Origin of the sequence: Streptomyces plumbidurans (genome assembly GCF_019857225.1) — a bacterium.
GTDB lineage: Bacteria > Actinomycetota > Actinomycetes > Streptomycetales > Streptomycetaceae > Streptomyces > Streptomyces plumbidurans.
In genome coordinates this window covers 23,664-47,869 of the sequence record NZ_JAFJSY010000038.1, presented here as the reverse complement: position 1 = coordinate 47,869, position 24,206 = coordinate 23,664, and the positions used below count along the sequence as shown (strand labels likewise).

The 24,206-nt window shown below is 69.7% G+C and carries 24 protein-coding genes and 1 tRNA gene; 10 read left to right on the top strand and 15 right to left on the bottom strand.

Annotation, left to right across the window (positions count from 1 at the left end; translation table 11 throughout):
• Window positions 1-3 precede the first annotated feature (3 nt).
• Window positions 4-984: a helix-turn-helix transcriptional regulator gene (locus JYK17_RS23785; protein WP_222811144.1), complete on the top strand. Its 981-nt coding sequence runs from the start codon at window positions 4-6 to the stop codon at window positions 982-984.
• Here JYK17_RS23785 and JYK17_RS23780 read toward each other — a convergent pair.
• From JYK17_RS23780 to JYK17_RS23750, 7 genes are all read right to left on the bottom strand, one after another.
• The gene (locus tag JYK17_RS23780) at window positions 947-1,990 is read right to left on the bottom strand and encodes a helix-turn-helix transcriptional regulator (protein WP_128804479.1); all 1,044 of its coding nucleotides are present in this window, start codon (window positions 1,988-1,990) and stop codon (window positions 947-949) included. The genes JYK17_RS23785 and JYK17_RS23780 overlap by 38 nt on opposite strands.
• A 376-nt stretch (window positions 1,991-2,366) precedes the next feature.
• The gene (locus JYK17_RS23775) at window positions 2,367-3,485 is read right to left on the bottom strand and encodes a sugar ABC transporter substrate-binding protein (RefSeq protein WP_108010697.1); all 1,119 of its coding nucleotides are present in this window, start codon (window positions 3,483-3,485) and stop codon (window positions 2,367-2,369) included.
• Between the two features lie 206 nt (window positions 3,486-3,691).
• On the bottom strand, window positions 3,692-4,141 hold the full coding sequence (locus JYK17_RS23770) for a heat shock protein transcriptional repressor HspR (RefSeq protein ID WP_108010695.1): 450 nt from the start codon (window positions 4,139-4,141) through the stop codon (window positions 3,692-3,694).
• Between the two features lie 5 nt (window positions 4,142-4,146).
• The gene (gene dnaJ, locus JYK17_RS23765; RefSeq protein ID WP_108010693.1) at window positions 4,147-5,328 is read right to left on the bottom strand and encodes a molecular chaperone DnaJ; all 1,182 of its coding nucleotides are present in this window, start codon (window positions 5,326-5,328) and stop codon (window positions 4,147-4,149) included.
• 33 nt (window positions 5,329-5,361) lie between these two features.
• Window positions 5,362-6,012, bottom strand: coding sequence for a nucleotide exchange factor GrpE (gene grpE / locus JYK17_RS23760; protein WP_222811143.1), 651 nt, complete (start codon window positions 6,010-6,012; stop codon window positions 5,362-5,364).
• Complete coding sequence (gene dnaK / locus JYK17_RS23755; RefSeq protein WP_108010689.1) at window positions 6,009-7,856, bottom strand: molecular chaperone DnaK; 1,848 nt, start codon at window positions 7,854-7,856, stop codon at window positions 6,009-6,011. The genes grpE and dnaK overlap by 4 nt, the downstream gene beginning before the upstream one ends.
• A 94-nt stretch (window positions 7,857-7,950) precedes the next feature.
• A complete protein-coding gene (locus tag JYK17_RS23750) occupies window positions 7,951-9,066 on the bottom strand; it encodes an MraY family glycosyltransferase (protein ID WP_222811142.1) in 1,116 nt (371 codons plus the stop codon).
• Between the two features lie 214 nt (window positions 9,067-9,280).
• Between JYK17_RS23750 and JYK17_RS23745 the strand changes: the two genes are divergently transcribed.
• The gene (locus JYK17_RS23745) at window positions 9,281-11,563 is read left to right on the top strand and encodes a heterodisulfide reductase-related iron-sulfur binding cluster (protein ID WP_108010685.1); all 2,283 of its coding nucleotides are present in this window, start codon (window positions 9,281-9,283) and stop codon (window positions 11,561-11,563) included.
• Between the two features lie 104 nt (window positions 11,564-11,667).
• Here JYK17_RS23745 and JYK17_RS23740 read toward each other — a convergent pair whose 3' ends face one another.
• A complete protein-coding gene (locus tag JYK17_RS23740; RefSeq protein WP_128802472.1) occupies window positions 11,668-11,949 on the bottom strand; it encodes a hypothetical protein in 282 nt (93 codons plus the stop codon).
• A complete protein-coding gene (locus JYK17_RS23735; RefSeq protein WP_222811141.1) occupies window positions 11,949-12,242 on the bottom strand; it encodes a hypothetical protein in 294 nt (97 codons plus the stop codon). The genes JYK17_RS23740 and JYK17_RS23735 overlap by 1 nt, the downstream gene beginning before the upstream one ends.
• Window positions 12,243-12,400: 158 nt before the next feature.
• Here JYK17_RS23735 and JYK17_RS23730 point away from each other — a divergent pair, with 158 nt between their 5' ends.
• Window positions 12,401-12,655 carry a GntR family transcriptional regulator gene (locus tag JYK17_RS23730; RefSeq protein WP_108010679.1) on the top strand — a complete coding sequence of 85 codons (255 nt, stop codon included), beginning with the start codon at window positions 12,401-12,403 and terminating at the stop codon, window positions 12,653-12,655.
• Window positions 12,652-12,912: a GntR family transcriptional regulator gene (locus tag JYK17_RS23725; RefSeq protein ID WP_128802470.1), complete on the top strand. Its 261-nt coding sequence runs from the start codon at window positions 12,652-12,654 to the stop codon at window positions 12,910-12,912. The genes JYK17_RS23730 and JYK17_RS23725 overlap by 4 nt, the downstream gene beginning before the upstream one ends.
• A gap of 24 nt (window positions 12,913-12,936) precedes the next feature.
• Here the strand turns inward: JYK17_RS23725 and JYK17_RS23720 are convergent, their stop codons facing one another.
• Genes JYK17_RS23720 through JYK17_RS23710 form a run of 3 tightly spaced genes read right to left on the bottom strand, consistent with a single transcriptional unit; the run spans window position 12,937 to window position 15,034 of the window.
• Window positions 12,937-13,263, bottom strand: coding sequence for an antibiotic biosynthesis monooxygenase family protein (locus tag JYK17_RS23720; protein WP_128802469.1), 327 nt, complete (start codon window positions 13,261-13,263; stop codon window positions 12,937-12,939).
• Between the two features lie 20 nt (window positions 13,264-13,283).
• Window positions 13,284-14,108 (bottom strand): ABC transporter permease, encoded by an 825-nt coding sequence (locus JYK17_RS23715; protein ID WP_222811140.1) that lies wholly within the window; start codon window positions 14,106-14,108, stop codon window positions 13,284-13,286.
• Window positions 14,108-15,034, bottom strand: coding sequence for an ABC transporter ATP-binding protein (locus tag JYK17_RS23710; RefSeq protein ID WP_222811139.1), 927 nt, complete (start codon window positions 15,032-15,034; stop codon window positions 14,108-14,110). The genes JYK17_RS23715 and JYK17_RS23710 overlap by 1 nt, the downstream gene beginning before the upstream one ends.
• A 271-nt stretch (window positions 15,035-15,305) precedes the next feature.
• On the opposite strand from JYK17_RS23710, the gene JYK17_RS41030 reads away from it, so the two are divergent.
• From JYK17_RS41030 to JYK17_RS23685, 5 genes are all read left to right on the top strand, one after another.
• Complete coding sequence (locus JYK17_RS41030; protein WP_164932207.1) at window positions 15,306-16,541, top strand: sensor histidine kinase; 1,236 nt, start codon at window positions 15,306-15,308, stop codon at window positions 16,539-16,541.
• On the top strand, window positions 16,538-17,215 hold the full coding sequence (locus JYK17_RS23700) for a response regulator (protein ID WP_108010667.1): 678 nt from the start codon (window positions 16,538-16,540) through the stop codon (window positions 17,213-17,215). Before JYK17_RS41030 ends, JYK17_RS23700 begins: the two co-directional genes overlap by 4 nt.
• A gap of 157 nt (window positions 17,216-17,372) precedes the next feature.
• Window positions 17,373-18,635, top strand: coding sequence for an FG-GAP repeat domain-containing protein (locus JYK17_RS23695; RefSeq protein WP_108010665.1), 1,263 nt, complete (start codon window positions 17,373-17,375; stop codon window positions 18,633-18,635).
• Between the two features lie 240 nt (window positions 18,636-18,875).
• The gene (locus JYK17_RS23690; RefSeq protein ID WP_222811138.1) at window positions 18,876-20,354 is read left to right on the top strand and encodes an FG-GAP and VCBS repeat-containing protein; all 1,479 of its coding nucleotides are present in this window, start codon (window positions 18,876-18,878) and stop codon (window positions 20,352-20,354) included.
• 149 nt (window positions 20,355-20,503) lie between these two features.
• A complete protein-coding gene (locus JYK17_RS23685; RefSeq protein ID WP_222811137.1) occupies window positions 20,504-21,475 on the top strand; it encodes a Yip1 family protein in 972 nt (323 codons plus the stop codon).
• Window positions 21,476-21,553: 78 nt separating this feature from the next.
• Here the strand turns inward: JYK17_RS23685 and JYK17_RS23680 are convergent, their stop codons facing one another.
• The gene (locus tag JYK17_RS23680) at window positions 21,554-22,051 is read right to left on the bottom strand and encodes a phosphoribosyltransferase (RefSeq protein WP_108010660.1); all 498 of its coding nucleotides are present in this window, start codon (window positions 22,049-22,051) and stop codon (window positions 21,554-21,556) included.
• Window positions 22,052-22,079: 28 nt separating this feature from the next.
• Window positions 22,080-22,655 (bottom strand): dCTP deaminase, encoded by a 576-nt coding sequence (gene dcd, locus JYK17_RS23675; RefSeq protein WP_108010658.1) that lies wholly within the window; start codon window positions 22,653-22,655, stop codon window positions 22,080-22,082.
• Between the two features lie 532 nt (window positions 22,656-23,187).
• On the opposite strand from dcd, the gene JYK17_RS23670 reads away from it, so the two are divergent.
• Window positions 23,188-23,261: transfer RNA gene (locus JYK17_RS23670), tRNA-Gly, on the top strand.
• 255 nt (window positions 23,262-23,516) lie between these two features.
• On the opposite strand, the gene JYK17_RS23665 is transcribed toward JYK17_RS23670, so the two are convergent.
• Entirely contained in the window at window positions 23,517-24,065 is a 549-nt protein-coding gene (locus JYK17_RS23665; protein WP_146191714.1) for a hypothetical protein, read from the bottom strand.
• Window positions 24,066-24,206 lie beyond the last annotated feature (141 nt).

Here is a 24,206-nt window from a genome sequence, read left to right as displayed (position 1 = left end):
ACGATGAGTCCGGCGACACATCCGGACCACGGACCGGAGGACCTGTGCCGAGCAGGTCTGGACCTGTACGGACGCGCCCTGCGCGAAGGGCAGGTGAGCAGCGCGGACGCCGACGCCTCCCCCTGTCTCGTCGCCTTCGGGCTGCTGCGTCCCTGCGTCACCGGGACCGGCCGTCTTGAGCCCGTCGCCCCGGCCGTCGCCCTGCACCGCCTGCTGCGCACCTCGGCGGACCGCATCGCCGGTGAACGGCAGCGCGAGCAACGGCTGGTGGAGACGTTCGAGCCGCTCATGAGCATCGGTGGGCAGCCGGCGGGAACAGCGCAGCGGCCGGACATCGACGTCGTCGGCGGGCTCGACCGGATCAACGAGGCCATCGCCGAGGCCATGGCCGACGCCCGCCACGAGCTGCTGGCGATCCAGCCCTACGACGGCCGCAGCCCCGCCGAGCGCCTGGCCAAGAGCCTGGGCCGCGACCAGGACCTGCTCGACCGCGGAGGCCGTATCCGCACGCTCTACCAGCACACACAGCGGTACTCGCCCGCCGTGACCGCGCGCTACGAGCAGCTGACCGGCGACGCCGAGGCCCGCACCCTCGACCAGATCACCGAGCGCCTCATCGTGATCGACCGCACGGTGGCCTTCATCCCGGCGAACGCCGACCGCACCCTCGCCCTCGCAGTCCGGCACCCGGTCCTGATCGAGTACTTCGCCACCACCTTCGACCGGCTCTGGCACCTGGCCACGCCCATGCACCCCACCGCCGCCACCCGCGCCGCCCCCGGCGGCTTCACCCCCCGCCAACGCGCCATAGCCGCCCTCCTCGTCGAAGGCCACACCGACACCGACATCGCCGAGCGGCTCGGGATGAACGTGCGGACCGCGCGGGTGCACATCGCGAAGCTGGCGGCCACGCTGGGCAGTGAGAGCCGGGCGCAGCTCGGTTATCTCATCGGGCGGTCCGGGATTCTTGACCGGGAAGGGTGACGGGACCGGCGTCGGCGGGGTGACGCGGGGCGTCCAGGCCCACCTGGGCGATGCGGACGCCGAGTTGGGTGCGGCTGGCCGCGCCGAGGGTCTCGGAGAGCCGGGCGATGTGGGCGCGGCAGGTGCGGACGCTTATGCCGAGCCGCTCCGCGATCACCGCGTCCTGGTGGCCCTCCGCCAGCAGCGCCGCGATGGACTGCTCGCGGTGCGAGATGCCCTCGATGCCGGTGTCGGGCAGCGGGGCGGTCAGCGGGATCGCCAGCCGCCACAGCCGCTCGAAGACCGTGACCAGATACCCGACCAGGGCCGGGTGGCGCAGTTCCAGGGCGAGGGTGCGGTCGGCGTTGGCGGGGATGAAGGCCACCCTGCGGTCGAAGAGGATCAGCCGGTCGATCACCTCGTCCAGGGTGCGCGCCTCGACCGAACCGCCCATCAGCTCCAGGTAGTTGAGCAGGCCCTGGCCGTGCCGGGCCACATGGGTGTACAGGTCCCGCATCTGAACGCCCCGCCCGCGCAGGGCGAGCGCCCGGTGCAGCCCCTCGGTCAGCTCGTCCTCGGGGCGGATGCCGCCCGGCTGGACGGTGAGGACCTCCGTCGTGCACGCCTCGGTCGCCTCGTCCATCGCGGCCTGGATGCGCGAGAGCCCGTCCAGCACCCGGATCGCGGTGCCCTCGGCCACGCCGGGTCCCGTCTGCGTCGCGGGGCCCAGGCCCGCGTACCGCTCGACGGCGGCGACCACGGCGCCCACTTTGCGCTGACTCGCGCTGACCTCGTCGTAGACCCCGCGCAGCAGCCGTGTCATGACCTCCTGCGGCGACGTAGGGACCAGCCAGTCCATGTCGTCGGGGTCCGGATGCAGCAGGGCCAGCTCCAGCAGACACGGCACCGGTCCGGCGTCGGGGCGCGGCACACGGCCGCGCCGTACGGCCCGGGAGTACACGCGCTCCCCGGCCTCGCACAGTCGGTCAGCACCGTGTGGATGCCCGTCCGTCCCGTGCCCGGCCATCGCCCATCCCACCCCCGACATCGCCGCCCTTCGCAGCGCAACTATGCGCGGACGGGACCGGCTCCGCAACACGGCTCGACACCGCGTCGGCGCCGTTAAACACCCTTAACTCCCGTTTTATACGGTCCTCATCCCGTCACATTGCAACAACCTGACGGTCTCTTGGGGCAGGGCGGGGCGCGGGAGCCGGAATCCGGGCCGGCGATGGCGCGATACGGTCCGGGCCGGGGGCGAAGTCAGGGACTCCGGTGAGACGTCAAAGGCGGTCGCGCAACGTCGCGTTCGCAAATACGACACTGCCGCCTGACGGCGCGCGGCTCACCGCGAGGGCCGTCGGCGGCATCGTCGTACGGGTGTCACCGGGAGGCGGGAGCGATCACTTCAAGCCGATCGCGGCGCACTCCGAGGCGTACTTCGAGGTGCAGATCTGCGAGACCTTGTAGATGCCGTCCGCGACCACCGTCGACTTGATGTTCTTGCGCGTCAGCGCGGTCACGGTGACGAGCTGCGCCCGGATGTCCTTGTTCGTGGGGCTGTCGACCGTGTCCTGGGTCAGCGCGTCGAACTCGATGTCCTTGCCCTGCACCTTGGCGACGGCCATCTGAGCGGCCGCCTGGGCCTCCTGCGGGTACGACTTGTAGACGCTCATGTACTGCTCGCCGGAGACGATCCGCTGCACGGCCGTCAGCTCCGCGTCCTGTCCGGTCAGCGGCGGCAGCTTGCTGATGCCCGCGTTCTGCATGGCCGCGACGATGCCGCCCGCCATGCCGTCGTTGGCGGAAAGGACGCCCGCGATGTCGTTCTTGCCGACCGCCTTGATCGCCTCGGACATGTTGGCCTGGGCGTTCTTCGGGTCCCAGTCCTTGGTGTCGTAGGACTCGGCGATCGTCACCTTGCCCTTGAGCTCGGACAGCGCGCCCGCCTTGAACTGCTTGGCGTTGGGGTCGGTGGGCGAGCCGTTCATCATCACGATCTTGTCGGAGGTGCTGACGTCGCTGCCCAGCGCGTCGAGCAGCGAGCGGCCCTGGACCTCGCCGACGAGCTCGTTGTCGAAGGAGACGTACGCGTCGATGGGGCCCTCGGCCAGGCGGTCGTAGGCGATGACCGGGATGCCCGCGTCCTTGGCCTTCTTCACCTCGCCCGCGATGGCGTGCGCGTCCACGGCGTCCAGCACGATGATGTCGACCTTGTTGTCGATCATCTCCTGCATCTGGCTCGCCTGCTTGCCCGCGTTCTGGTCCGCGTTCTTGTAGTCGACCTTCCCCTGCTGCTTGGTCAGCGAGGCGACCTGCTTCTTGATGATGGGGTAGTCGAAGTCCTCGTACCGCGTGTTGGCCGTCTCCGGCAGCAGCAGACCGATGGTGACGTCGTTGCCCTTCGTCGGGCTCGCCGAGCTGCTGTCCCCCGACACGTTCAGCACGCCGCAGGACGAGAGAGACAGGCTGGTCGCGGCTACTGCGGTGCACAGGGCGATACGACGGGTGCGGGTGTTCACTGCGTTGACCTTCCGGACAAGGGTGCTTGAGGCGGCCCAGGTGAAGGAAGCCAACGCTTTCTTCACACGATCGTCAAGGAATAACCAGGTAATGAGATGTCAACGTTAGAGTCCGGCCACGTCCTTGACGCAAGACGGACGGCCCCCGCACATGACACAGGGGCCCGGAATGTCTCCGGACCCCTGCCGCGATGTGACGGAATGTGTCAGTCCGACTGCTGTCGCTTGGGCCGCCACACCACCAGCGCGCTGGTGTGCTGCACCTCCTGGTACGGCACCAGGTCGCGGCGGTACGACGCGTGCACCGCCGCCTCGCGCTGCTGCATCGCGGCCGCCGCGCCCTCGACCGCCGTCTGGAGTTCGGCGACGCGCTGCTGGAGCGCGGCGACCTGGTTCTCCAGCTCGATGATCCGCTTGATGCCGGCCAGGTTGATGCCCTCGTCCTGCGACAACTGCTGCACGGTGCGCAGCAGTTCGATGTCGCGGGCCGAGTAACGCCGGCCGCGGCCGGCGGTGCGGTCGGGAGAGACCAGGCCGAGCCGGTCGTACTGGCGCAGGGTCTGCGGGTGCAGGCCGGAGAGCTGGGCCGCCACCGAGATGACGTAGACCGGGGTCTCCTCGGTCAGTTCGTACGGATTGCGTCGACGGCCGTCCATCTCTCTCAAGCTCCCTTCGCGGCCTTGAACAGCTCCGCCCGCGGATCCTCAGCCGCGGTTGCCTCGCGATACGCCTCGAGTGCGTCACGAGCCTTCCCCGTCACGTCCGCGGGGACACTCACCTCGACGGTGACCAGAAGGTCGCCGCGGGTGCCGTCCTTGCGGACCGCGCCCTTGCCGCGGGCGCGCATGGTGCGGCCGTTGGGCGTGCCCGGCGGCAGCTTCAGGGTGACGGGCGGGCCGCCCAGGGTGGGCACCCTGACCTCGCCGCCGAGGGCCGCCTCCGCGAACGTCACCGGGACGGTGACGGTGAGGTTGTCGCCCTTGCGGCCGAAGACCGGGTGCGCGGAGACGTGCACCGTGACGTACAGATCGCCCGCGGGGCCGCCCCGCTCGCCCGGTGCGCCCTTGCCGCGCAGCCGGATGCGCTGGCCGTCCGAGACCCCGGCCGGGATACGGACCTGCATGGTCCGGGACGACTTGGCGCGGCCCGAGCCCTTGCAGACCTCGCAGGGGTTCTCCGCGATCAGGCCGCGGCCCTTGCAGTCCGGGCAGGGGTCGGTGAGGGAGAAGCCCCCGCCGGAGCCCCGCGCCACCTGGCCGGTGCCGACGCAAGTCGGGCACACCCGGGGGTTGCCGTTCGCGTCGCCGGTGCCGGAGCAGGCCTTGCAGGGCGCCTGCGAGGACATGCGCAGCGGGACCGTCGCCCCCTCGATCGCCTCGGTGAAGCTGAGGCTGACCTCGGTGTCGATGTCCTGGCCGCGTCTGGGCTGCACGCGTGTGGTGCCGGAGCTGCCTCGGTTGAACAGGCCCCCGAAGACGTCACCGATCCCGCCGCCGAAGCCGCCGGAGTTCCCGCCCGAGCCCTGGGCGCCGCCTCCGAAGAGGTCGCTCAGGTCGAAGTTGAACGAACCGCCGCCCGCACCCGGCCCCGGGCGGAAGCCGCCGTTGCCGAACAGTGCGCGGGCCTCGTCGTACTCCTTGCGCTTCTTGGGGTCACCGAGGACGTCGTTCGCCTCGGAGATCTCCTTGAAGCGCTCCTCGGCCTTGGCGTTGCCCTTGTTGGCGTCCGGGTGGTTCTCGCGGGCGAGCTTCCGGTACGCCTTCTTGATCTCGGCCTCGGTGGCGTCCTTGGGGACGCCGAGGACCTTGTAGTAGTCCTTCTCGATGAAGTCCTTGGTGCTCATCCTCGACGCCCCTCCTTTCTCATCGGTTCAAGCTCAGCCCTCGTCCGGGCCACCGCTCTCCTTGTCGTCGGCCGCCTCGGTCGCCTCTTCGGCCTTGACGGTCTGGGCGCCGGGCTGCGGTTCGGCGACGGCTACCCGCGCGGGGCGGATGGTGCGCTCGCCGAAGCGATACCCGGGCTGCAGAATCGCCACGCAGGTCGTCTCGGTGACGTCCGGTGCGTAACTGTGCATCAGGGCCTCGTGGATCGTCGGGTCGAAGGGCTCGCCCTCCTTGCCGAACTGCTGCAGACCCATCTTCGCCGCGACCGTCTCCAGCGACTCCGCGACGGACTTGAATCCGCCGACGAGTTCGCCGTGATCCCGCGCGCGGCCGATGTCGTCGAGCACGGGCAGGAGCTCGGTCAGAAGATTCGCGATGGCGATCTCCTTGACCGTGATCCGGTCCCGCTCCACACGGCGGCGGTAGTTCTGGAACTCGGCCTGCAGCCGCTGGAGGTCCGCGGTGCGCTCCTCGAGCGCCTTGCGCACCTGGTCCAGCTGGGCCGTCAGGCCCGCGATCTGTGCTGCTGCGTCCCCGCCCGGGACCGCCCCCTCGGGGGAGGCGGCCTTCGGTTCGGCGTCGTCAGGTGTGGCGCCGGAGGGGACGTCGGGCTTCTCGTCGAAGCCCGGGGTCTCCTCCGTCACGCGGCACCGTCCTTGCGCTCGTCGTCCACGATCTCGGCGTCGACGACATCGTCGTCGGCCTTCGGGGCCTCGGCGCCGGCGGACTCGCCGCCCGCGGCGGCCTGCTGGGCCTGGGCGTCGGCGTACATGGCCTGGCCCAGCTTCTGCGAGACGGCCGCGACCTTCTCGGTGGCGGTGCGGATCTCGGCGGTGTCCTCGCCCTTGAGCGCGGCCTTCAGCTCCTCGACGGACGCCTCGACCTCGGTCTTGATGTCGCCGGGGACCTTGTCCTCGTTGTCCTTGAGGAACTTCTCCGTCTGGTAGACGAGCTGCTCGCCCTGGTTGCGGGACTCGGCGGCCTCGCGGCGGGCGTGGTCCTCCTCGGCGTACTTCTCGGCCTCCTGGCGCATCCGGTCGACCTCGTCCTTCGGCAGCGAGGAGCCGCCGGTGACGGTCATCTTCTGCTCCTTGCCCGTGCCCAGGTCCTTCGCGGTCACGTGCATGATGCCGTTGGCGTCGATGTCGAAGGCGACCTCGATCTGCGGGACACCGCGCGGGGCCGGCGGCAGACCGGTCAGCTCGAACATCCCGAGCTTCTTGTTGTACGCCGCGATCTCGCGCTCGCCCTGGTAGACCTGGATCTGCACGGAGGGCTGGTTGTCCTCGGCGGTGGTGAAGATCTCCGAGCGCTTGGTCGGGATCGTCGTGTTCCGCTCGATGAGCTTGGTCATGATGCCGCCCTTGGTCTCGATGCCGAGGGACAGCGGGGTCACGTCGAGGAGCAGGACGTCCTTGACCTCACCCTTGAGGACACCGGCCTGCAGGGCGGCGCCGATGGCGACGACCTCGTCCGGGTTGACGCCCTTGTTGGCGTCCTTGCCGCCGGTCAGCTCCTTGACGAGCTCGGCGACGGCGGGCATACGGGTGGAGCCACCGACGAGAACGACGTGGTCGATCTCGGAGAGCTGGATGCCCGCGTCCTTGATGACGTTGTGGAACGGCGTCTTGCAGCGCTCCAGCAGGTCCGCGGTCAGCTGCTGGAACTGGGCCCGGGTGAGCTTCTCGTCCAGGTGCAGCGGGCCCTCGGCGGAGGCGGTGATGTAGGGCAGGTTGATCGAGGTCTCGGTGGACGAGGACAGCTCGATCTTCGCCTTCTCGGCGGCCTCGCGCAGACGCTGCAGCGCCATCTTGTCCTTGGCGAGGTCCACGCCGTGACCGGACTTGAACTGCTGCACCAGGTAGTCGACGACGCGCTGGTCCCAGTCGTCACCACCGAGGTGGTTGTCGCCGTTGGTGGCCTTCACCTCGACGACGCCGTCACCGATCTCCAGGAGGGACACGTCGAAGGTGCCGCCACCGAGGTCGAAGACGAGGATCGTCTGGTCGTCCTTGTCCAGGCCGTACGCCAGCGCGGCCGCGGTGGGCTCGTTGACGATGCGCAGGACGTTCAGACCGGCGATCTCGCCGGCCTCCTTCGTCGCCTGGCGCTCGGAGTCGTTGAAGTACGCCGGGACGGTGATGACCGCGTCGGTCACCTTCTCGCCCAGGTACGCCTCGGCGTCCCGCTTGAGCTTCTGGAGAATGAACGCGGAGATCTGCTGCGGGTTGAAGGGCTTCCCGTCCAGCTCCATCTTCCAGTCGGTGCCCATGTGACGCTTCACGGACCGGATGGTCCGGTCCACGTTGGTGACCGCCTGGCGCTTGGCCACCTCGCCGACGAGCACTTCGCCGTTCTTCGCGAAGGCGACGACGGACGGCGTGGTCCTGGCACCCTCGGCGTTGGTGATGACGGTGGGCTCGCCGCCCTCCAGAACGCTGACGACGGAGTTAGTCGTGCCCAGGTCGATGCCGACCGCACGTGCCATGGTGATTTCCTCCAGCTGACTTGAGTGGAACGGACTCAAGTGTGCACGACACCCGGCGATGGGTCAACAGACCTGAGTCATGGCGACTCAACTCTTATCCGTTCCTTACACGCAAGTGGCCGCTGACCTGCGTCGACACCGATCTGCCGACCTGAGTGGACACCGGTTTGGCGACCTGCGTGGACGGACCGCCCGCCCGTGAGGACAACGGCCGACCCGCCTGGGTGGGCACGGGTCGGCGTGCTCCGTACACCGGCACCCGCAACAGCAGGAGTACGACGACGAGTGTTCCCGCGGCGACCCAGAACACCCCGGACTGTGCGGTCCAGCCGATGTGCATGAGCACGGCGACGAGCACTCCGGCGAAGGCGCCGATGGCGGGCAGGACGATCGCGCCCTGCGGGGTGAGCCCCAACCGCCGCAGCCGGTGGGCGAGATGGTCGGGCCCGCCCCGCAGCAGCGGCCGCCCGGCCAGCCGCCGCGACAGGACCACCAGGAGTACGTCCGCGCTCGCCACGGCGGTGAGCGGGAACAGCACGCCCGCGCTGTCGGCGAGCCCGTAGCCGGCCCGGGTGGTCACGGCCGCCGCGGCGAGCACGAACCCGGTGAACAGCGATCCGCAGGCGCCCAGGCCCACGCGCGCGGGCGGCCAGTTGTGCATGAGAAACCCGGTCAGCGCGGCGGCCAGCACGCTCAGCAGCACCGCGAGCCCGTCCATCACCTCGGCCGCGGCGCAGGCGCCGACCCCGAAGGCGGTGACCACGCCGATGGTCCCGGCGAGCGAGTCGGCGTGGTCGAGCGCCTTGAAGGCGACGGCGACGAAGACGATCCAGCCGACGGCGAGCAGCCCCGCGGGCACCCCGGTCTCCTCGTACGGCACGACACTGGCCGCCGCCACGGCCGTACCGGCGACGATCACCCGGGCCTTGACCCGCCGCAGGTCGGCGACGAGACCCAGCAGGGCGACGGCGCCCGCGGCCACCAGCAGCCGCCCGACGCCTTCGCCGACCGGGGCCACGCCCGTGCGTTCTCCGGCCACCACGACCACGCCGGTGGCGAGGACCACGGCGACTCCTCCGGTCAGCGGCACGGGCCGCTGCCGTCGTCTGCGGTCGAGGATCCCCAGGCGCAGCGCGGGCACCCGCAGCAGCGCGGTGAGCACTGCGGCGAGCAGCAGGGCGGTGGTGGCAGCGGCGATCCCGTATAGCACGGATCTAAGTTAGGGGCGAATGTACCAATTTGGCATGAATAACACGATCGCATCGTCACAAACCTTTGAGGCAACCCTCAGCGACACAGATCACCGAGCTGCTGGCTACAGTGCGACGGAAGATGGGGGTAGTCTCAGACGGACTGCATAAGTTACCGCTTAGTAATGTCGAGGATCACCTCGAAGTACCCTCGCAGGCCCGAGGAGCCCCGAAATGCAACTCGCCGCGATCATCGTGTCGATGGTCCTGATCGTGGTTGGTGTGGCCCTGTTCGCCCGCGCCATCCTGCAGATCTACAACTTCATGCGGCTCGGCCAGAGCGTGCCCGCCGGCACCCGTACCGACGAGCCCGTGCAGCGCACCGTCACGGTGGTCAAGGAGTTCCTCGGCCACACCCGGATGAACCGCTGGGGCATCGTCGGCGCCGCGCACTGGTTCGTGGCGGTGGGCTTCTTCACCCTGCTGCTGACGATCGTCAACGCCATCGGCCAGCTGTTCCAGGCCGACTGGATCCTGCCGGTGATCGGCGACTGGGCGCCGTACAACGTCTTCGTCGAGTTCATCGGCACGATGACCGTGCTCGGCATCCTGGTGCTGATCGGCATCCGTCAGCTCAGCCACCCGCGCAGGCCGGGCCGCAAGTCCCGGTTCGCGGGCTCCAACTTCGGCCAGGCGTACTTCGTCGAGGCGGTCATCCTGATCGTCGGCGTGTGCATCTTCATGCTGCACGCGCTGGAGGGCGCCCAGCACCACGTGGACGGCTACGAGGCCTCGTTCTTCATCTCGTACCCGGTGGTGTCGTGGCTGCGGGGCATGGACGTCTCCACGCTGCAGAACCTCACGTACTTCTTCGCGGGCCTGAAGATCGCGACCTCGTTCATCTGGATGATCGTGGTCGGCCTGAAGACCGACATGGGTGTGGCCTGGCACCGCTTCCTGGCGTTCCCCAACATCTGGTTCAAGCGTGACGCGGCGGGCGGTACGGCCCTGGGCGAGCTGCTGCCGATGACCTCGGGCGGCAAGCCGATCGACTTCACCGACCCGGGCGAGGACGACGTCTTCGGCGTCTCCCAGGTCGAGCAGTTCTCCTGGAAGGGCCTGCTGGACTTCTCCACCTGCACCGAGTGCGGCCGCTGCCAGTCGCAGTGCCCGGCCTGGAACACCGGCAAGCCGCTCTCCCCGAAGCTGCTGATCATGTCGTTGCGCGACCACGCGCACGCCAAGGCGCCGTACCTGCTCGCGGGTGGCGGCAAGTCCATGGAGGGCGAGGAGAAGGCGTCCGAGGAGCAGCTGGCCGGCGTCCCCGCCGCGGCTCTGGCGGAGGCCGAGCGCCCCCTGATCGGCACCGCCGAGGAGAACGGCGTCATCGACCCGGACGTCCTGTGGTCCTGCACCACCTGCGGCGCCTGCGTCGAGCAGTGCCCGGTGGACATCGAGCACGTCGACCACATCGTCGACATGCGCCGCTACCAGGTGATGATCGAGTCCGCTTTCCCGTCCGAGGCGGGCACGATGCTCAAGAACCTGGAGAAGAAGGGCAACCCCTGGGGGCTGGCCAAGAAGCAGCGCCTGGAGTGGCTCAAGGAGGTCGACTTCGAGGTCCCGGTCGTCGGCCAGGACATCGAGGACCTCACCGAGGTCGAGTACCTGTACTGGGTCGGCTGCGCGGGCTCTTTGGAGGACCGCGCCAAGAAGACGACGAAGGCCTTCGCCGAGCTGCTGCACATCGCGGGCGTCAAGTTCGCGATCATGGGCGGCGACGAGAAGTGCACCGGCGACTCCGCCCGCCGCCTCGGCAACGAGCCCCTCTTCCAGGAACTCGGCATGGAGAACGTCATGGCGCTGAACATGGCGTTCGGCGAGGAGCTGGACGACGACGGCAAGGTGGTCGCGGAGTCCGCGAAGCCGAAGTCGGCGAAGAAGATCGTCGCGACCTGCCCGCACTGCCTGAACACGATCGGCAACGAGTACCCGCAGCTCGGCGGCGACTACGAGGTCATCCACCACACGCAGCTGCTGCAGCACCTGGTCGACGAGGGCAAGCTGATCCCCGTCACCCCGGTCGAGGGCATCATCACCTACCACGACCCCTGCTACCTGGGCCGCCACAACAAGATCTACACGCCCCCGCGCGAGATCATCGCCAACGTCCCGGGCCTGCGCAACGAGGAGATGCACCGCCACAAGGAGCGCGGCTTCTGCTGCGGCGCCGGCGGCGCGCGCATGTGGATGGAGGAGCGGATCGGCAAGCGCATCAACAACGAGCGCGTGGACGAGGCCCTGTCGCTGAACCCCGACATCGTGTCGACGGCGTGCCCGTTCTGCCTGGTCATGCTCACGGACTCGATGAACGGCAAGAAGAACGACGGCAAGGCCAAGGAGTCCATCCAGGTGGTGGACGTGGCCCAGCTGCTCCTCGACTCGGTGAAGACCCCGGTGGACCCGGCGGGCGAACCGGAGTCGGAGAACGCCCCGGAGCCGGAGCCGGTGAAGTAGCCGCCTCTACGGCGCTGTTGACGCCCCCATGTCCTACGCGGACGTGGGGGCGTCGGCGTTTTGCCGTACAGGGACGGTCAGTCCGGACAGTTCGGTCAGTTCGGTCAGTTCAAATGACTCAGCCTCCGCCCCCGGCTCTCGGCCACACGCAGGGCGTCCCGGAGGGCTTCGGCCAGACGCTCGGCGAGGAACCGGAGTTCACCAGGGGGCGCGCAGGGGAGCAATTCCCCGGCGTGCGCGAGCAGTTCCGCACCCATACCGAGCTGAATGGACTCGGTGGCGTCGGCGAGCCGGGAGAGGGGGCCGCCGGCGTCGTCGCTGATCAGGTAGCAGGGCTTGCCCTCTTCGCCGGACCAGGGAAGGAGCCGGGGCGGAGTCGGCTCCATCAGGCGACCTCCGTTCCGTGAATCCAGTACGGCCCCGGCATGTCCAATCCCAGTGCGGCGAGGGCGAGTTCACGACGCCGTAGACGCTGCTCGTGGGCGGTGAGATAGGGGCGTACGGCGACGGTTGCGGTTCCGTCGAGCGGGGCGTGGAGGCCGTACGGGCTGCGGTGGGCCGGGAGGGGGTGGGACGGCGGTGCCGGGCGTGGTGCGGGGGGCTTCGGTGCGGGGTCGTGTCGGTGCGGGATGAGGAGGAGTCGCATCCAGGCGGCGAGCCGGTGGATAAGGTCGGTCACGTCATCAGCTCCGATCGGCTTCAGCTGGTGGCCACACCCCGGGACGGCTGCAACCGTCGCCGGGGCTTTTCCTCTCGACCCTACCGCACCCTACTGCGGTATGAGCTGTCTACTGCGAATCGCACTGAGGTCCACTGTCTGCGCATGGTGGTGCGGTGATGGAATTTGCTCCCGACATCCCCCGTTGGCGCCAGGTGGCCGACGTGATCCGCGCCCGCATCAAGGACGGCACGTACCCGCCGCGCACCCGCATCCCATCCGTAGTCGAAATCACCGCGGAGTTCGGCATCGCTGCGGTGACCGCGCAGAAAGTGCACAAGGGGTTGCGTGCGGAAGGGCTCATCTACACGGAACCCGGCCTCGGCTCCTTCGTGGCCCAGCGCCCCGCCGAAGAGGCCGAGCCGCCCGCATGAGCCCCGAGCTTGACCGCACTCGACCGATCTGGCGCCAGGTCGCCGCCGCGATTGAAGTCCGCATCGCCAGCGGCGAATACCCGGTGGGCGCGCGCGTGCCGTCTGTTGTCGAACTGTCCAACGACTTCGGCATCGCGGCCTCGACCGCACAGAAGGCGTTGGCCCACCTCAAGGCGGAGGGGCTCATCCGAGCCGAGGTCGGCCTGGGCTCCTTCGTAGCGCAGCGCCCCGCCGAAGAGGCCGAGCCGCCCGCGTAGGGCGGCCCGGCGGCGCGGCGAGCGTTACGCCCCCTTCGGCCCCGCCGACTGCACCACCTCGAAGGACCACAGCGTCGCACCGGTGGCCGCAGGCTTCGGGCGCTCACCGCCCTCGCTGCCGCCCCCGTGGGCGGACTTCATCGTGCCCTCCATCCAGGCAGTGAAGGACTCCTCGTCACGCCAGCGCGTGTAGACGAGGTAGTTGTCGGTCCCCTCGACGGGTCGGAGGAGTTCGAACCACTCGAACCCGTCGGACCCCTCCACGGCGGAGGCCCGCGCGGCGAACCGCTTCTCCAGGACCTCGCGCTGCTCGGCCGGCACGGTCAGTACGTTGATCTTGACTACGCTCATGCCCCCATCCTCGCGCACGGTCATTTCGGTAGCGCGTCGCGTCGGGGGAGGACGTACAGGGCGGCCGTGAAGGCGAGGGCGGCGTAGGCGCAGAAGGCCGCGAACCCGGTCCAGGGAGCGGCAGCGTTCACCATCGGCACCGCGTGGAGGATGGCGAGCCCCGCGTTGCCCGGGAAGTACGGCACGGCGGTGTCCTGCCAGGAGGGCGGCAGGATCGCGCCGATCGCGGGGAGGACGTAGAGCAGTCCGAGGACGGTGGCGATGGCGCCCGCGCTGTGGCGGACGAGGGCCCCGAGGCTCAGCGCGAGGACGGCCAGCACGGCGAGGTAGAGCCCGCCGCCGGTGACGGCGCGCAGGACACCGGGGTCACCGATGCCGGCCCCGATGTGCTTGCCGGAGAGCACCAACTGGCCGAGGAGGAACGCGCCGAGGCTGCTCACCGCCCCGACGACCAGGGCGACCGCGGACACGACGACCGCCTTGGCGACGAGGACGGTGCGCCGTTGGGGGACCGCGGTGAAGGTGGTGCTGATCAGGCCGGTGCCGTACTCACCGCTCATGGTGAGCACACCGAGGACACCTACGCCGAGCTGGGCGAAGATCAGCCCGGTCAGGCTCCAGTAGGCCGGGTCGATGGTGTGCCGGGCCGCGAAGTCCTGGTCGTACTGGGAGGCGTAGACGCTGGTGACGACCGCGCTGACCACGAGGGCGAGCAGCACGGTGATCAGCAGGAGCCAGCGGGTGGAACGGAGCGAGGTCAGCTTGGTCCACTCCGCCCGCAGGACTCCGGGCATGATCGCGCCGGTGGGGGCGGCCATGCGCTGAAGGTGTTCGGTCGTGGTCATCACGCAGCTCCGTCCATGTTCCCGAAGTCGGCCGTGTGGTCCGCGCTGTCGCGGGTCAGTTCCATGAACGCCTCCTCCAACGAGGCGGACTGCGCTGCCAGTTCGAGCAGCACGATCCGGTGGTCCGCCGCCAGGCGTCCCACCGTGGAGACGTCCGTTCCGGTGGCGACGAGCCGCTCACCGTCCACCGCCCGGACGTGCACGCCGTGATCGGTGAGCAACCCGGCCAGTTCGGTGGACTGCGGGGTGACGACCCGGACCTCGTTGCGGGAGGTGCGGCCGACGAACGCCTCGACGCTCGAGTCGGCGAGCAACCGGCCGCGGCCGATGACGACGAGGTGGTCCGCCGTCTGCGCCATCTCGCTCATCAGGTGACTGGAGACGAACACCGTGCGGCCCTCGGTGGCCAGGGACTTCAGCAACGTACGGATCCAGACGATGCCCTCGGGATCGAGCCCGTTGACCGGCTCGTCGAGGATCAGCACCGGTGGGTCGCCCAGCAGCGCCGCGGCGATCCCGAGCCGCTGGCGCATGCCGAGCGAGAACCCGCCCACGCGCCGCCCGGCGACGTCGCCCAGTCCGACCCGCTTCAGTACCTGCTGCACGCGGCGCCCGGGAATGCCGTTGCTGTGCGCCAGCGCGAGCAGGTGCTGCGCGGCGGAGCGTCCGCCGTGCAGCGCCTGGGCGTCGATCAGCGCCCCGACCTCGAACAGCGGGCGCCGGTACGCGCCGTACGGGCGGCCGTCGATGGTCACCCGACCCGCGGTCGGCGCGTCCAGGCCCAGCGCCATCCGCAAGGTGGTGGTCTTGCCCGCCCCGTTCGGCCCCACGAAGCCGGTCACCCGGCCCGGGAGCACGTCGAACGACAGGTCGTCCACGGCGGTGACCGAGCCGTATCGCTTGGTCAGCCCTTCGGCAGCGATCATCGTCCTTCGTTCCTCGTCTCTCGTTCCTCGGAATCGGCGGCGAGTCCCGGCCACCCCAGGACCCTCCGCCGGGTCCCGGCCGTCCCGGGACATGGGCACCAGAATCCGCGGGCATGAGCTGCCGATGCGTCGGCCCGCACGCCAGTTCTGCGGACCGTCCGGCAGATGTACGGGGGCGGTGTGCACGGCGGACGTACACCCGCAGGCGTACGGATCCCGTAGGCCGCCGGGCCGATGCCGGGCGCCCCGCCCGTGGCTAGCCTTGGGCGATGTGCCCGACGACCTTCCGGAGCGGCTGACGCGTCCGTTGAGCCGCCGCCTCACCGCACGCCACTGGACGCTCCTCGACGGGGCGATCGCCACCGCGGCCGCCGCGAACGCGGCAGCCCTCGCGGCCACCCGCCACCCGGAGCCGAGGGGCCTGATCTGGGACCTCGTTCGCTACGCGGCCATCGCCGCCGTCTGCCTGCCGCTGCCCTGGCGGCGACGCCGTCCGCTCGTCGTACTGACCGTGATCAGCGGCGCGGTCGCCGTGTCGATGGCGCTGCACTCCAATGCCTGGCTGGTACAGCTCGCGACGCTCGCCATGTACTCCATGGCCGCGGTCACCCCGCGCCGCCGCTCCCTCGCCGCGCTGACCGCAGGTGTGCTCGTGGTGTTCGCCGGTGCGCTCACCGGCGCCTCCGGCAGCCCGTCCGGCACGCTGGGCTCCGGGGTGCTGCTGCTGGTCGGCGGCTGGCTGGTCGGCGAGAACACCCGCCAACGACGCGCGTACGAACAGACTTTGGCCGAACGCGCCGCGGAGCGCGAAGCCGAGCGCGAGCGGCGGATCCGGCAGGCGGCCATGGAGGAGCGCATCCACATCGCCCGCGAACTGCACGACTCGCTCGCCCACGCCATGAGCGTGATCACCGTCCGCTCCGGCGTCGCACGCATGCTCATCGAGAGCCGCCCCGACGAGGCGCGCACCGCGCTGGGCATCATCGAGAGCACCAGCCGCGGCATCATGCAGGAGATGAGGCTTTTGCTGGGCGTCCTGCGCACCCCGCACGCCGAGGCCGACGCCCCCGGCACCCCCGATGCCCCCGCCGCACCGGCCCCCGGCCTCGACCACCTCGACGAGCTGCTCGCCCGTATCCACCAGGCGGGTGTCCAGGTGGAGTTGCGGGCCGAGGGCACACCACGCGCGCTGCCTGACAGCATCGGCCGCTCCGCCTACCGCATCATCCAGGAGGCGCTGACGAACGTCGTCCGGCACGCGGGAGCCACGAGCGCCCGGCTGCGCCTCAGTTACCACCCCGAGGACCTGGCGATCGAAGTGACCGACGATGGCGCAGGCGGCACCCGTCCCGCCAACCCCGCTGTCCCGCCCGGCACTTCGGCCCACGGACTGGTCGGCATGCGCGAGCGCGCGCACCTGTTCGGCGGCGAGTTCACCGCCGGGCCGCTGCCCGAGGGCGGGTTCCGTGTCCTCGCCCGTATCCCCACCGACGAGGGCACGGCATGACGATCCGTGTGGTGGTCGCCGACGACCAGCCACTGCTCCGCGGCGGGTTCAGGCTCCTGCTTGACACCGCGCCCGACATGAAGGTGGTCGCGGAGGCCGAAGACGGCGCGCAGGCCCTGGACTTGGCCCGTGAACACCGCCCTGACGTCGTCCTCATGGACATCCGAATGCCGCACACCGACGGCCTCGTGGCCACCCGCCGCATCTGCACCGACCCCGGTCTGGAGGGCGTCCGCGTCCTCATCCTGACCACCTTCGACCTCGACGAGTACGTCTATACGGCCCTGCGCGCGGGCGCCAGCGGCTTCGTCCTCAAGGACACCACCCCCGAGGACCTCCTGGCCGCCGTCCGCGTCGTCGCCGCCGGCGACGGCCTGCTGGCGCCGCGCATCACCCGGCGCCTGATCGCCGAGTTCGCCCGCCGGCCCCAGACCGCCCCGACCGTCAAGACCACGCCAACCGCCCTTGGCACCATCACCGACCGCGAACGCGAAGTCCTCACGGAGGTCGCCCGCGGACTGTCCAACGCCGAGATCGCCGTACGCCTGCACATCAGCGCCGCCACGGCGAAGACGCACGTCAGCCGGCTCCTCACCAAACTGAACGCCCGGGACCGCGCCCAACTCGTGGTCATCGCCTACGAGTCCGGCCTCGTGACTCCCGGCACACCGTGACTCGCGGCACGCCGTAGTCCGGGACCTGCAGGAGTTGCCGCAGCCGAACGCCGCACGGCCGAACCGGCACTGTCGCCCCCTCTCGAACACGTGCATCATTGCCCCGGCGTTGTCGACGGGGCTGACGAGGTGGGCGGTGCGCGTGCGAAGAGGCGGGATGTGTACGGCGGTCGTCTGCACCGGGCTTGTGCTCGCCGCGTGCGGCCCGGGTACCGACACCGGAGGCACCCGCCCCACCCCCGTACGCATCGCCGACGCCCCCGCCAAGTTGCCCGTCCCGCACGGCAAGGGCAGCAAAACCCCCGACGACTTCAACGGTGACGGACACCGCGACCTCGTCCTCGACGCCCTCGTGAAGGCCCGGAGCCACGTGGACGACGCGGGCATCGGCGTCGTCTACGGCGGCGCGCACGGACTCGCCCCGGGTGCACGGCAGTTGATCGGCCCCGCGAAGTACGCCGCCCGCACCAAGGGCCAACTCCCCGCCGTCTTCGACGCGGAGGCGAGCTGCGACCTGGACAAGGACGGCTTCACCGACCTCATCGTCTCGACCGACCCGCCCTACGACGGCCAGGGCATGCCCCCGGTCCCGCTCCAGGTCCTCTTCGGCTCCCCCGCCGGCCTCACCCACGCGGTCCCCCTCACCGTCCCCGCCGCCGCCCGCTTCGGCAACGACTGGCCCGACCAGCCGGTGTGCGGCGACTTCGACGGCGACGGCGCCCAGGACCTCGTCCTGCACGCGTCGGGGCAGCGGCTCAGCTTTCTGCGCGGCCCGTTCAGCCGCAAGGGCGCTCCGCACGCGGCCGGCGCCCCCGTCCCCTCGCCGGGCGAGGTCCCGACCGGCCCGGCGGCCGACGTCGACCGCGACGGCTACGACGACCTGTTGGTTCGTACGACGGACGGACCGGGCAAGGCGTACGTCGTCCTCGGCGGACCCGACGGACCGACCCGCACCGGCACCGCCCTGCCCGAGGGCATCGACATCGCCCTCGGCCGCTTCGGCAGGGGAGCGGCCCTGGACGCGGCGGTCGGCACCATGGGCAAAACGTCCCTGCGCTACGACCTCCCGGCCCCGACCCACGCCACCCTCGCCTCCCCCGGCTCCCTGCTCGACGCCGCCGACTTCGACGGCGACGGCCTCACCGACCTGGTCTCCAGCGGCTCACGGCTGCGGGTCCTCCGCGGCCGTACGACGGGCCTGACCACGACCGGCACGGTCACCGTCGCGCCTGCGGCCCGGGGGACGACCAGGGTGCTGTCGGTGGGCGACTTCGACGGCGACGGCCGGGCGGACCTGGCGGTGCGCACGTACCGGGGCGAGACGAAGGACACCGTCGCGGTCTACCCGGGGATGAGGAAGGGCCTGCTGGCGCCCGAGCCGTCGGTCACCTTCTCCAGCTCGGAGTTCCTGGCGGAGTGATGCCTGGCGGAGTGACGGGCCGCCGGGCTCACGGGCCTGTGGGGCGCGTGAAGAAACGATTCACACCCGTCCCAAAAATTAACCGAACTCACGTACAACCCTTGCACACCGTTGTGGGTCTCCTGATCGCCAGCCGAATGGTTAACGCCACGCCAACTTCCGGCCAACACCATCCGGCGCGCACCCCATTGACTGTGGACGCCCGCCAGGCGTCCCCGCATGCAGCAGGAGAAAACCCGCATGCACACACCTCTGCGACTCGCCCTCGCCACCGCCACCGCGGCCGCGCTGACGGGCGGTCTGCTCACGTTCTCGGCCGTCACCGCGACGGCCGCGGACTCCACCACCGTCCCGCAGGCCGACTTCAACGGCGACGGGATCGGCGACACGGCCTTCTCGGCCGACGGCGCCTACGTCAGCGGCAAGGCCGAGGCCGGACAGCTGGTCGTCCTCTACGGCACCAAGTCCGGCGTGTCCTCCGCCAAGCGCTCCACCATCAGCCAGAACACCACGGGCAACCCCGGTACCGCCGAGACCGGCGACCACTTCGGCGCGGAGACGGCGTACGCCGACTTCAACGGCGACGGCTACGACGACATCGCCGTCGGCTCCCCCGGCGAGGACGTCGGCAGCGACAAGGACGGCGGCGGCCTCGCGATCCTTTGGGGCTCGGCCTCCGGCATCACCGGCAAGGGCGTCACGGTCTCCGACCCGTCCCCCTCCGGCCACGACTACTGGGGCAAGAACCTCGCCGCCGGCGACTTCGACGGCGACGGCAAGGCCGACCTGGCCGTCGGCAGCTCCAACGCCACCATCTACGTCCTCAAGGGCGGCATAAGCTCCACCGGCAAGCCCGGCGGCACGTACACGATCAAGCCGCCGATCATGGGCACCGACGCGAACGGCCCGCTCAACCTGACTGCCGGCAACATCAACGGCGGCCAGGAGACCGACCTGGTCATCGACGGCTACGAGACCCAGACCAACTACGGCTGGAACAAGAACTACTACGTCCCCGGCACCGCGAGCGGCCTGAACATGGGCGCCTCGGAGGTGCTCAAGCCCGGCGTGATCACCGCGATCGGCGACATCGACCACGACGGCTACGGCGACATCGTCTCCGGCGCCTACTGGAACCCCACCACCGAGGACGGGACGGCCGTCCCCGACTCCGGCAAGGGCGGCAAGGTCTGGGTCACCTACGGCTCCGACGGCGGCCCGATCACCACCAACGCCACCGGCATCACCCAGGACACCGGAAACGTCCCCGGCACCGCCGAGGGCAACGACTTCTTCGGCTACGAGCTCGACCTGGGCGACGTCAACGGCGACGGCTTCCTGGACCTCGCGATCGGCGTGACCGGCGAGAACATCGGCAGCGCCACCAACACCGGCGCCGTCGACGTCCTCTACGGCACCGCGAACGGCCTGAACACCGCCTCCGGCGCCCAGTCCTTCGCGCAGTCCACGGCGGGCGTGCCCGGCAACGACGAGAAGAACGACTACTTCGGCCAGGACGTCAAGCTCGACGACGTCACCGGCGACGGCAAGGCGGACCTGATCGTCGGCTCAGATGAGAACGACGGCAACGGCGGCGTGACCTACCTGCCCTCGAACGGCACGAAGATCGTCACGACCGGCTCGCGCAGCATCGCCCCGAGCACCTCGGGCGTCTCCACGACGGGCACGCCGTACTTCGGCGCCAACTTCGCGGACTGACCGCCTCGTAGCGGACGGACAGTCCCCGTAGCGGACGGACAGTCCCCGTAGCGGAGCCGGGCCCTCACCCTCGGGCCCGGCTCCTCCTCTCTTTCCCTGACAACCCCCTTACGGGTCCCGGCGCGCCCGCCCGGCCCGTCCCCTAGGGGATGTCACAGCTCGGCCGCAAAGCCGGGCCCGAATCGCCGGGCCCGCCACGCCACTCTGCGGGATCGGTTACGTTCGATGACGTGGCTGGATTCAGGATCGGACGCGGCGCCCGGAACAACGGAGCTCCGCCCAGGCGACCGCAACAACCCCCGTACGGACAGCAGGCCCCGCAGGGCCCGTCGTACGGCTACCCGTCTGCGCCGCAGCAGCCGTACGCGAACGGCGGCGGCCAGTGGCAGCAGGGCGGCAGCGCCGGGGGATACGACGAGCCGGAGTACTTCGGCGGCCCGGGCGGCCACGCGCCGCAGGGCCACCACGATCCCTACGCGGCCAACAACCCCGGCCACACCCAGGCGTTCTCGGTCGGCGAGGACCCGTACAGCCAGGGCGGCACCTACCGCGCGGGCTCGGCCGCGGCCGGCCCCGTAGGACCGCGGCTGCACTGGAAGGACCTGCTGCGGGGCATCGTCGTGTCCCCCACCCAGACCTTCCTGCAGATGCGTGACTACACGATGTGGGGCCCGGCCCTGATCGTGACGTTCCTCTACGGCCTGCTCGCGGTCTTCGGCTTCGACGGCGCCCGCAAGGACGCGATCGAGGCCACGCTCTCGAACGCGGTCCCGATCGTCCTGACGACGGCCGTGGCGATGGTGCTGTCGGCCTTCATCCTGGGCGTGGTCACCCACACCCTGGCCCGCCAGCTCGGCGGCGACGGCGCCTGGCAGCCCACGGTCGGCCTCTCCATGCTGATCATGTCCCTCACGGACGCCCCCCGCCTGGTCGTCGCCATGTTCTTCGGCGGCGACGCCTCCTTCGTCCAGCTCCTCGGCTGGGCAACCTGGGTAGCCGCCGGCGCCCTCCTGACCCTCATGGTCACCCGCTCCCACGACCTCCCCTGGCCCAAGGCCCTGGGCGCCAGCGCCATCCAACTGATCGCCCTCCTGTCGATCGTAAAACTGGGCACGTTCTGACCACCCGGAACAAGAAAGGGCTCCCGGCAACGCGCCGGGAGCCCTCTTTTTCGGGCGCTTCTCGCGCCCGAAGCGCCGTCAGGCGTCGAGCACTTGCCCGGACCGGGTGATCACGGGCGGCATCACGCTCCACGGAAAGTTGATCCATTCGTCCGTCCGCCTCCACACGTAGTCGCACTTCACCAGTGACTGCGACTTCTCGTAGATGACGGCCGAGCGGACCTCGGCGACAGTGTCGAGGCAGAAGTCCCGTACGAGCTTCAGGGTCTTGCCCGTGTCGGCGACGTCGTCGGTGATGAGGACCTTCTTGTCGGAGAAGTCGATGACGTTGGGCACGGGGGCGAGCATGACGGGCATGTCGAGGGTGGTGCCGACGCCCGTGTAGAACTCGACGTTCACGAGATGGATGTTCTTGCAGTCGAGGGCGTACGCGAGACCGCCGGCGACGAAGACGCCTCCACGGGCGATGCTGAGCACGATGTCCGGCTCGTACCCGTCGTCGGCGATGGTCTGCGCGAGGTCGCGTACGGCGGTGCCGAACGCCTCGTAGGTCAGGTTCTCCCGTATCCCACTCATGCCGCTCTCACTCATGCCACGCTCGCCCTCACACCTGGGTCCGGTGGAAGTTGAGGTAGGACCGGGAGGCGGTGGGTCCGCGCTGACCCTGGTAGCGGGAGCCGTAGCGCTCGCTACCGTAGGGGAACTCGGAGGGCGAGCTGAGCCGGAACAGGCACAGCTGGCCGATCTTCATGCCGGGCCAGAGCTTGATGGGCAGGGTGGCGAGGTTGGAGAGTTCCAGCGTCACATGCCCGGAGAAGCCGGGGTCGATGAACCCGGCGGTGGAGTGCGTGACCAGACCGAGCCGCCCGAGCGAGCTCTTGCCCTCGAGCCGGGAGGCCAGGTCGACGGGGAGCGTGATGACCTCGTACGTGCTGGCGAGCACGAACTCCCCGGGATGCAGGATGAACGGCTCGTCGCCCTCCGGCTGCACCAGCCGCGTGAGATCCACCTGCTCGACGGAGGGATCGATATGCGGATACTTGTGGTTCTCGAACACCCGGAAATACCGGTCCAGGCGCACGTCGACACTCGACGGCTGCACCATGGATTCGTCGTAGGGATCGATCACCACTCGCCCGGCGTCGATCTCGGCCCGGATGTCCTTGTCAGAGAGAAGCACGCCCCGAGGATACGCAAGGCGCGCGGACCGACCACAACCGAGCCGCCCCGCGCGCCTGCACACCACTCATGCCACGTACACGGTGTGCACCCCTGATGCTGCTAATGCTGCTTCTGAAGGCTGACCGGCACCGCACTGCGGAGCCGGGCACATCGCGGACACCGCACGAGCCGGCCGGGGCCGAGCCGCTCGGCCTGCTGCATCGGGAACGAAGCGGTGCTGAACACGTGCCCATCGGCACAACGGACGACGGTGCGCTCCATCAAGTCCAAGAGTCCCTTCCCCAAGAGCCGCGTCTGGCTACTGCTCACCTGACGACAAATGCCACATTACGGGATGAAAAAACCGACTCCCACACGGCACTCCGACCCTGCCCGGACCCTCCCCCACGCCTCCACCGTACGCCCCAACTCCCGCCCCCCGCAGCCTCGTAGCCCCCACCAACACAGCACGGCCCCACGGCTTCAGCGCCGGGGGCCGGGGATGAGGTAAAGTGACGTTGCATTCGACACCGGCCTTGGTCGGCGTCTACGCGGGTGTAGTTTAATGGTAGAACATCAGCTTCCCAAGCTGAGAGCGCGAGTTCGATTCTCGTCACCCGCTCCACGACTAAGGCCCAGGTCAGAGACCCGGGCCTTTTTGCTGTCCGTGCTGATCAGCGGTCGCGTGCCAGATTCGTGCCAGATGCTTGATCGTCGGGGTCATCTGTCCCCTGTTCTGGCACGGCTGCAGCTTCCTGGCGTGCCTTGCGTACGGTCTCGTCGAGACCGGCTGCAACTTCCTGCTGTCGATCGTCGTCGGAGTGGATCGAACTCCTCAAGCGGTGGTCGGCAGCTTCCCCGCCGGTGGCAGACGGCGCGCCTATTCGAAAGTTGGAGCGACCGCTACCCACATGCTGCCGATCGAGCCCGCCTCAGGGGTCGCTGCGGTGGGGTCGACGCTGGACTCCTCTGCAACCGTCGTAGCCCAGCAATCCCCCCAAGTCGCCGCCCAGTCGCCGGCCAGGTCGCTGTTGGGATCGAGATCCTCGGGCCTGCCCGTGATGCCGTACGCGTCGAGGAGCCTTCGCTCCACTCCGAACGGTTCGCCCAGAGCGAGCTCCGGGTACTCACTGATCCAACGCCTGACAATCCGCCCGCGTTCGGCGATCAGCCACGCCTCCCCGTCGTTCTGCTCACTGTGGAAGAAGAGTTGGGCTTTGCCGAACCGCTCGCTCAACTCCCGGCAGAGCTCGGAGACATACGCTGTCTGCTGCGGATAGGACAGGCCGAAGTACGGCCCGACGACCAGGGTCCACCCCCGCATGGGTGGGCTGACGACAACTGCGGAGAACGGCTCCTCCTCGTCGTGCGCCACCTCGTCGATGAGTTCCACGCCGTCGGCCCAGGTGGTCTCCCGTACGTCCGTCAAGCCGAGGGCCTTCGCGACTTCCGCCTGATCAACGGTCGCGACCGCGAGCCATGAGAGCCAACATGCGCGTATGACTGGTTCGGAATCCGAGGCCCCCATGGCCTGCATCGTAGGGGCGTACAAGTAGTACTGAGGGGCCTG

What these genes read in the sequence shown, in the direction of transcription:
- JYK17_RS23785 (WP_222811144.1), top strand. Translation starts at nt 4, where the DNA reads ATGAGTCCGGCGACACATCCGGACCACGGACCGGAGGACCTGTGCCGA.
- JYK17_RS23780 (WP_128804479.1), bottom strand. Translation starts at nt 1,990, where the DNA reads ATGGCCGGGCACGGGACGGACGGGCATCCACACGGTGCTGACCGACTG.
- JYK17_RS23770 (WP_108010695.1), bottom strand. Translation starts at nt 4,141, where the DNA reads ATGGACGGCCGTCGACGCAATCCGTACGAACTGACCGAGGAGACCCCG.
- dnaJ (WP_108010693.1), bottom strand. Translation starts at nt 5,328, where the DNA reads ATGAGCACCAAGGACTTCATCGAGAAGGACTACTACAAGGTCCTCGGC.
- dnaK (WP_108010689.1), bottom strand. Translation starts at nt 7,856, where the DNA reads ATGGCACGTGCGGTCGGCATCGACCTGGGCACGACTAACTCCGTCGTC.
- JYK17_RS23745 (WP_108010685.1), top strand. Translation starts at nt 9,281, where the DNA reads ATGCAACTCGCCGCGATCATCGTGTCGATGGTCCTGATCGTGGTTGGT.
- JYK17_RS23740 (WP_128802472.1), bottom strand. Translation starts at nt 11,949, where the DNA reads ATGGAGCCGACTCCGCCCCGGCTCCTTCCCTGGTCCGGCGAAGAGGGC.
- JYK17_RS23730 (WP_108010679.1), top strand. Translation starts at nt 12,401, where the DNA reads ATGGAATTTGCTCCCGACATCCCCCGTTGGCGCCAGGTGGCCGACGTG.
- JYK17_RS23725 (WP_128802470.1), top strand. Translation starts at nt 12,652, where the DNA reads ATGAGCCCCGAGCTTGACCGCACTCGACCGATCTGGCGCCAGGTCGCC.
- JYK17_RS23720 (WP_128802469.1), bottom strand. Translation starts at nt 13,263, where the DNA reads ATGAGCGTAGTCAAGATCAACGTACTGACCGTGCCGGCCGAGCAGCGC.
- JYK17_RS23715 (WP_222811140.1), bottom strand. Translation starts at nt 14,108, where the DNA reads ATGACCACGACCGAACACCTTCAGCGCATGGCCGCCCCCACCGGCGCG.
- JYK17_RS23710 (WP_222811139.1), bottom strand. Translation starts at nt 15,034, where the DNA reads ATGATCGCTGCCGAAGGGCTGACCAAGCGATACGGCTCGGTCACCGCC.
- JYK17_RS23700 (WP_108010667.1), top strand. Translation starts at nt 16,538, where the DNA reads ATGACGATCCGTGTGGTGGTCGCCGACGACCAGCCACTGCTCCGCGGC.
- JYK17_RS23695 (WP_108010665.1), top strand. Translation starts at nt 17,373, where the DNA reads ATGTGTACGGCGGTCGTCTGCACCGGGCTTGTGCTCGCCGCGTGCGGC.
- JYK17_RS23690 (WP_222811138.1), top strand. Translation starts at nt 18,876, where the DNA reads ATGCACACACCTCTGCGACTCGCCCTCGCCACCGCCACCGCGGCCGCG.
- JYK17_RS23685 (WP_222811137.1), top strand. Translation starts at nt 20,504, where the DNA reads ATGTCACAGCTCGGCCGCAAAGCCGGGCCCGAATCGCCGGGCCCGCCA.
- JYK17_RS23680 (WP_108010660.1), bottom strand. Translation starts at nt 22,051, where the DNA reads ATGAGTGGGATACGGGAGAACCTGACCTACGAGGCGTTCGGCACCGCC.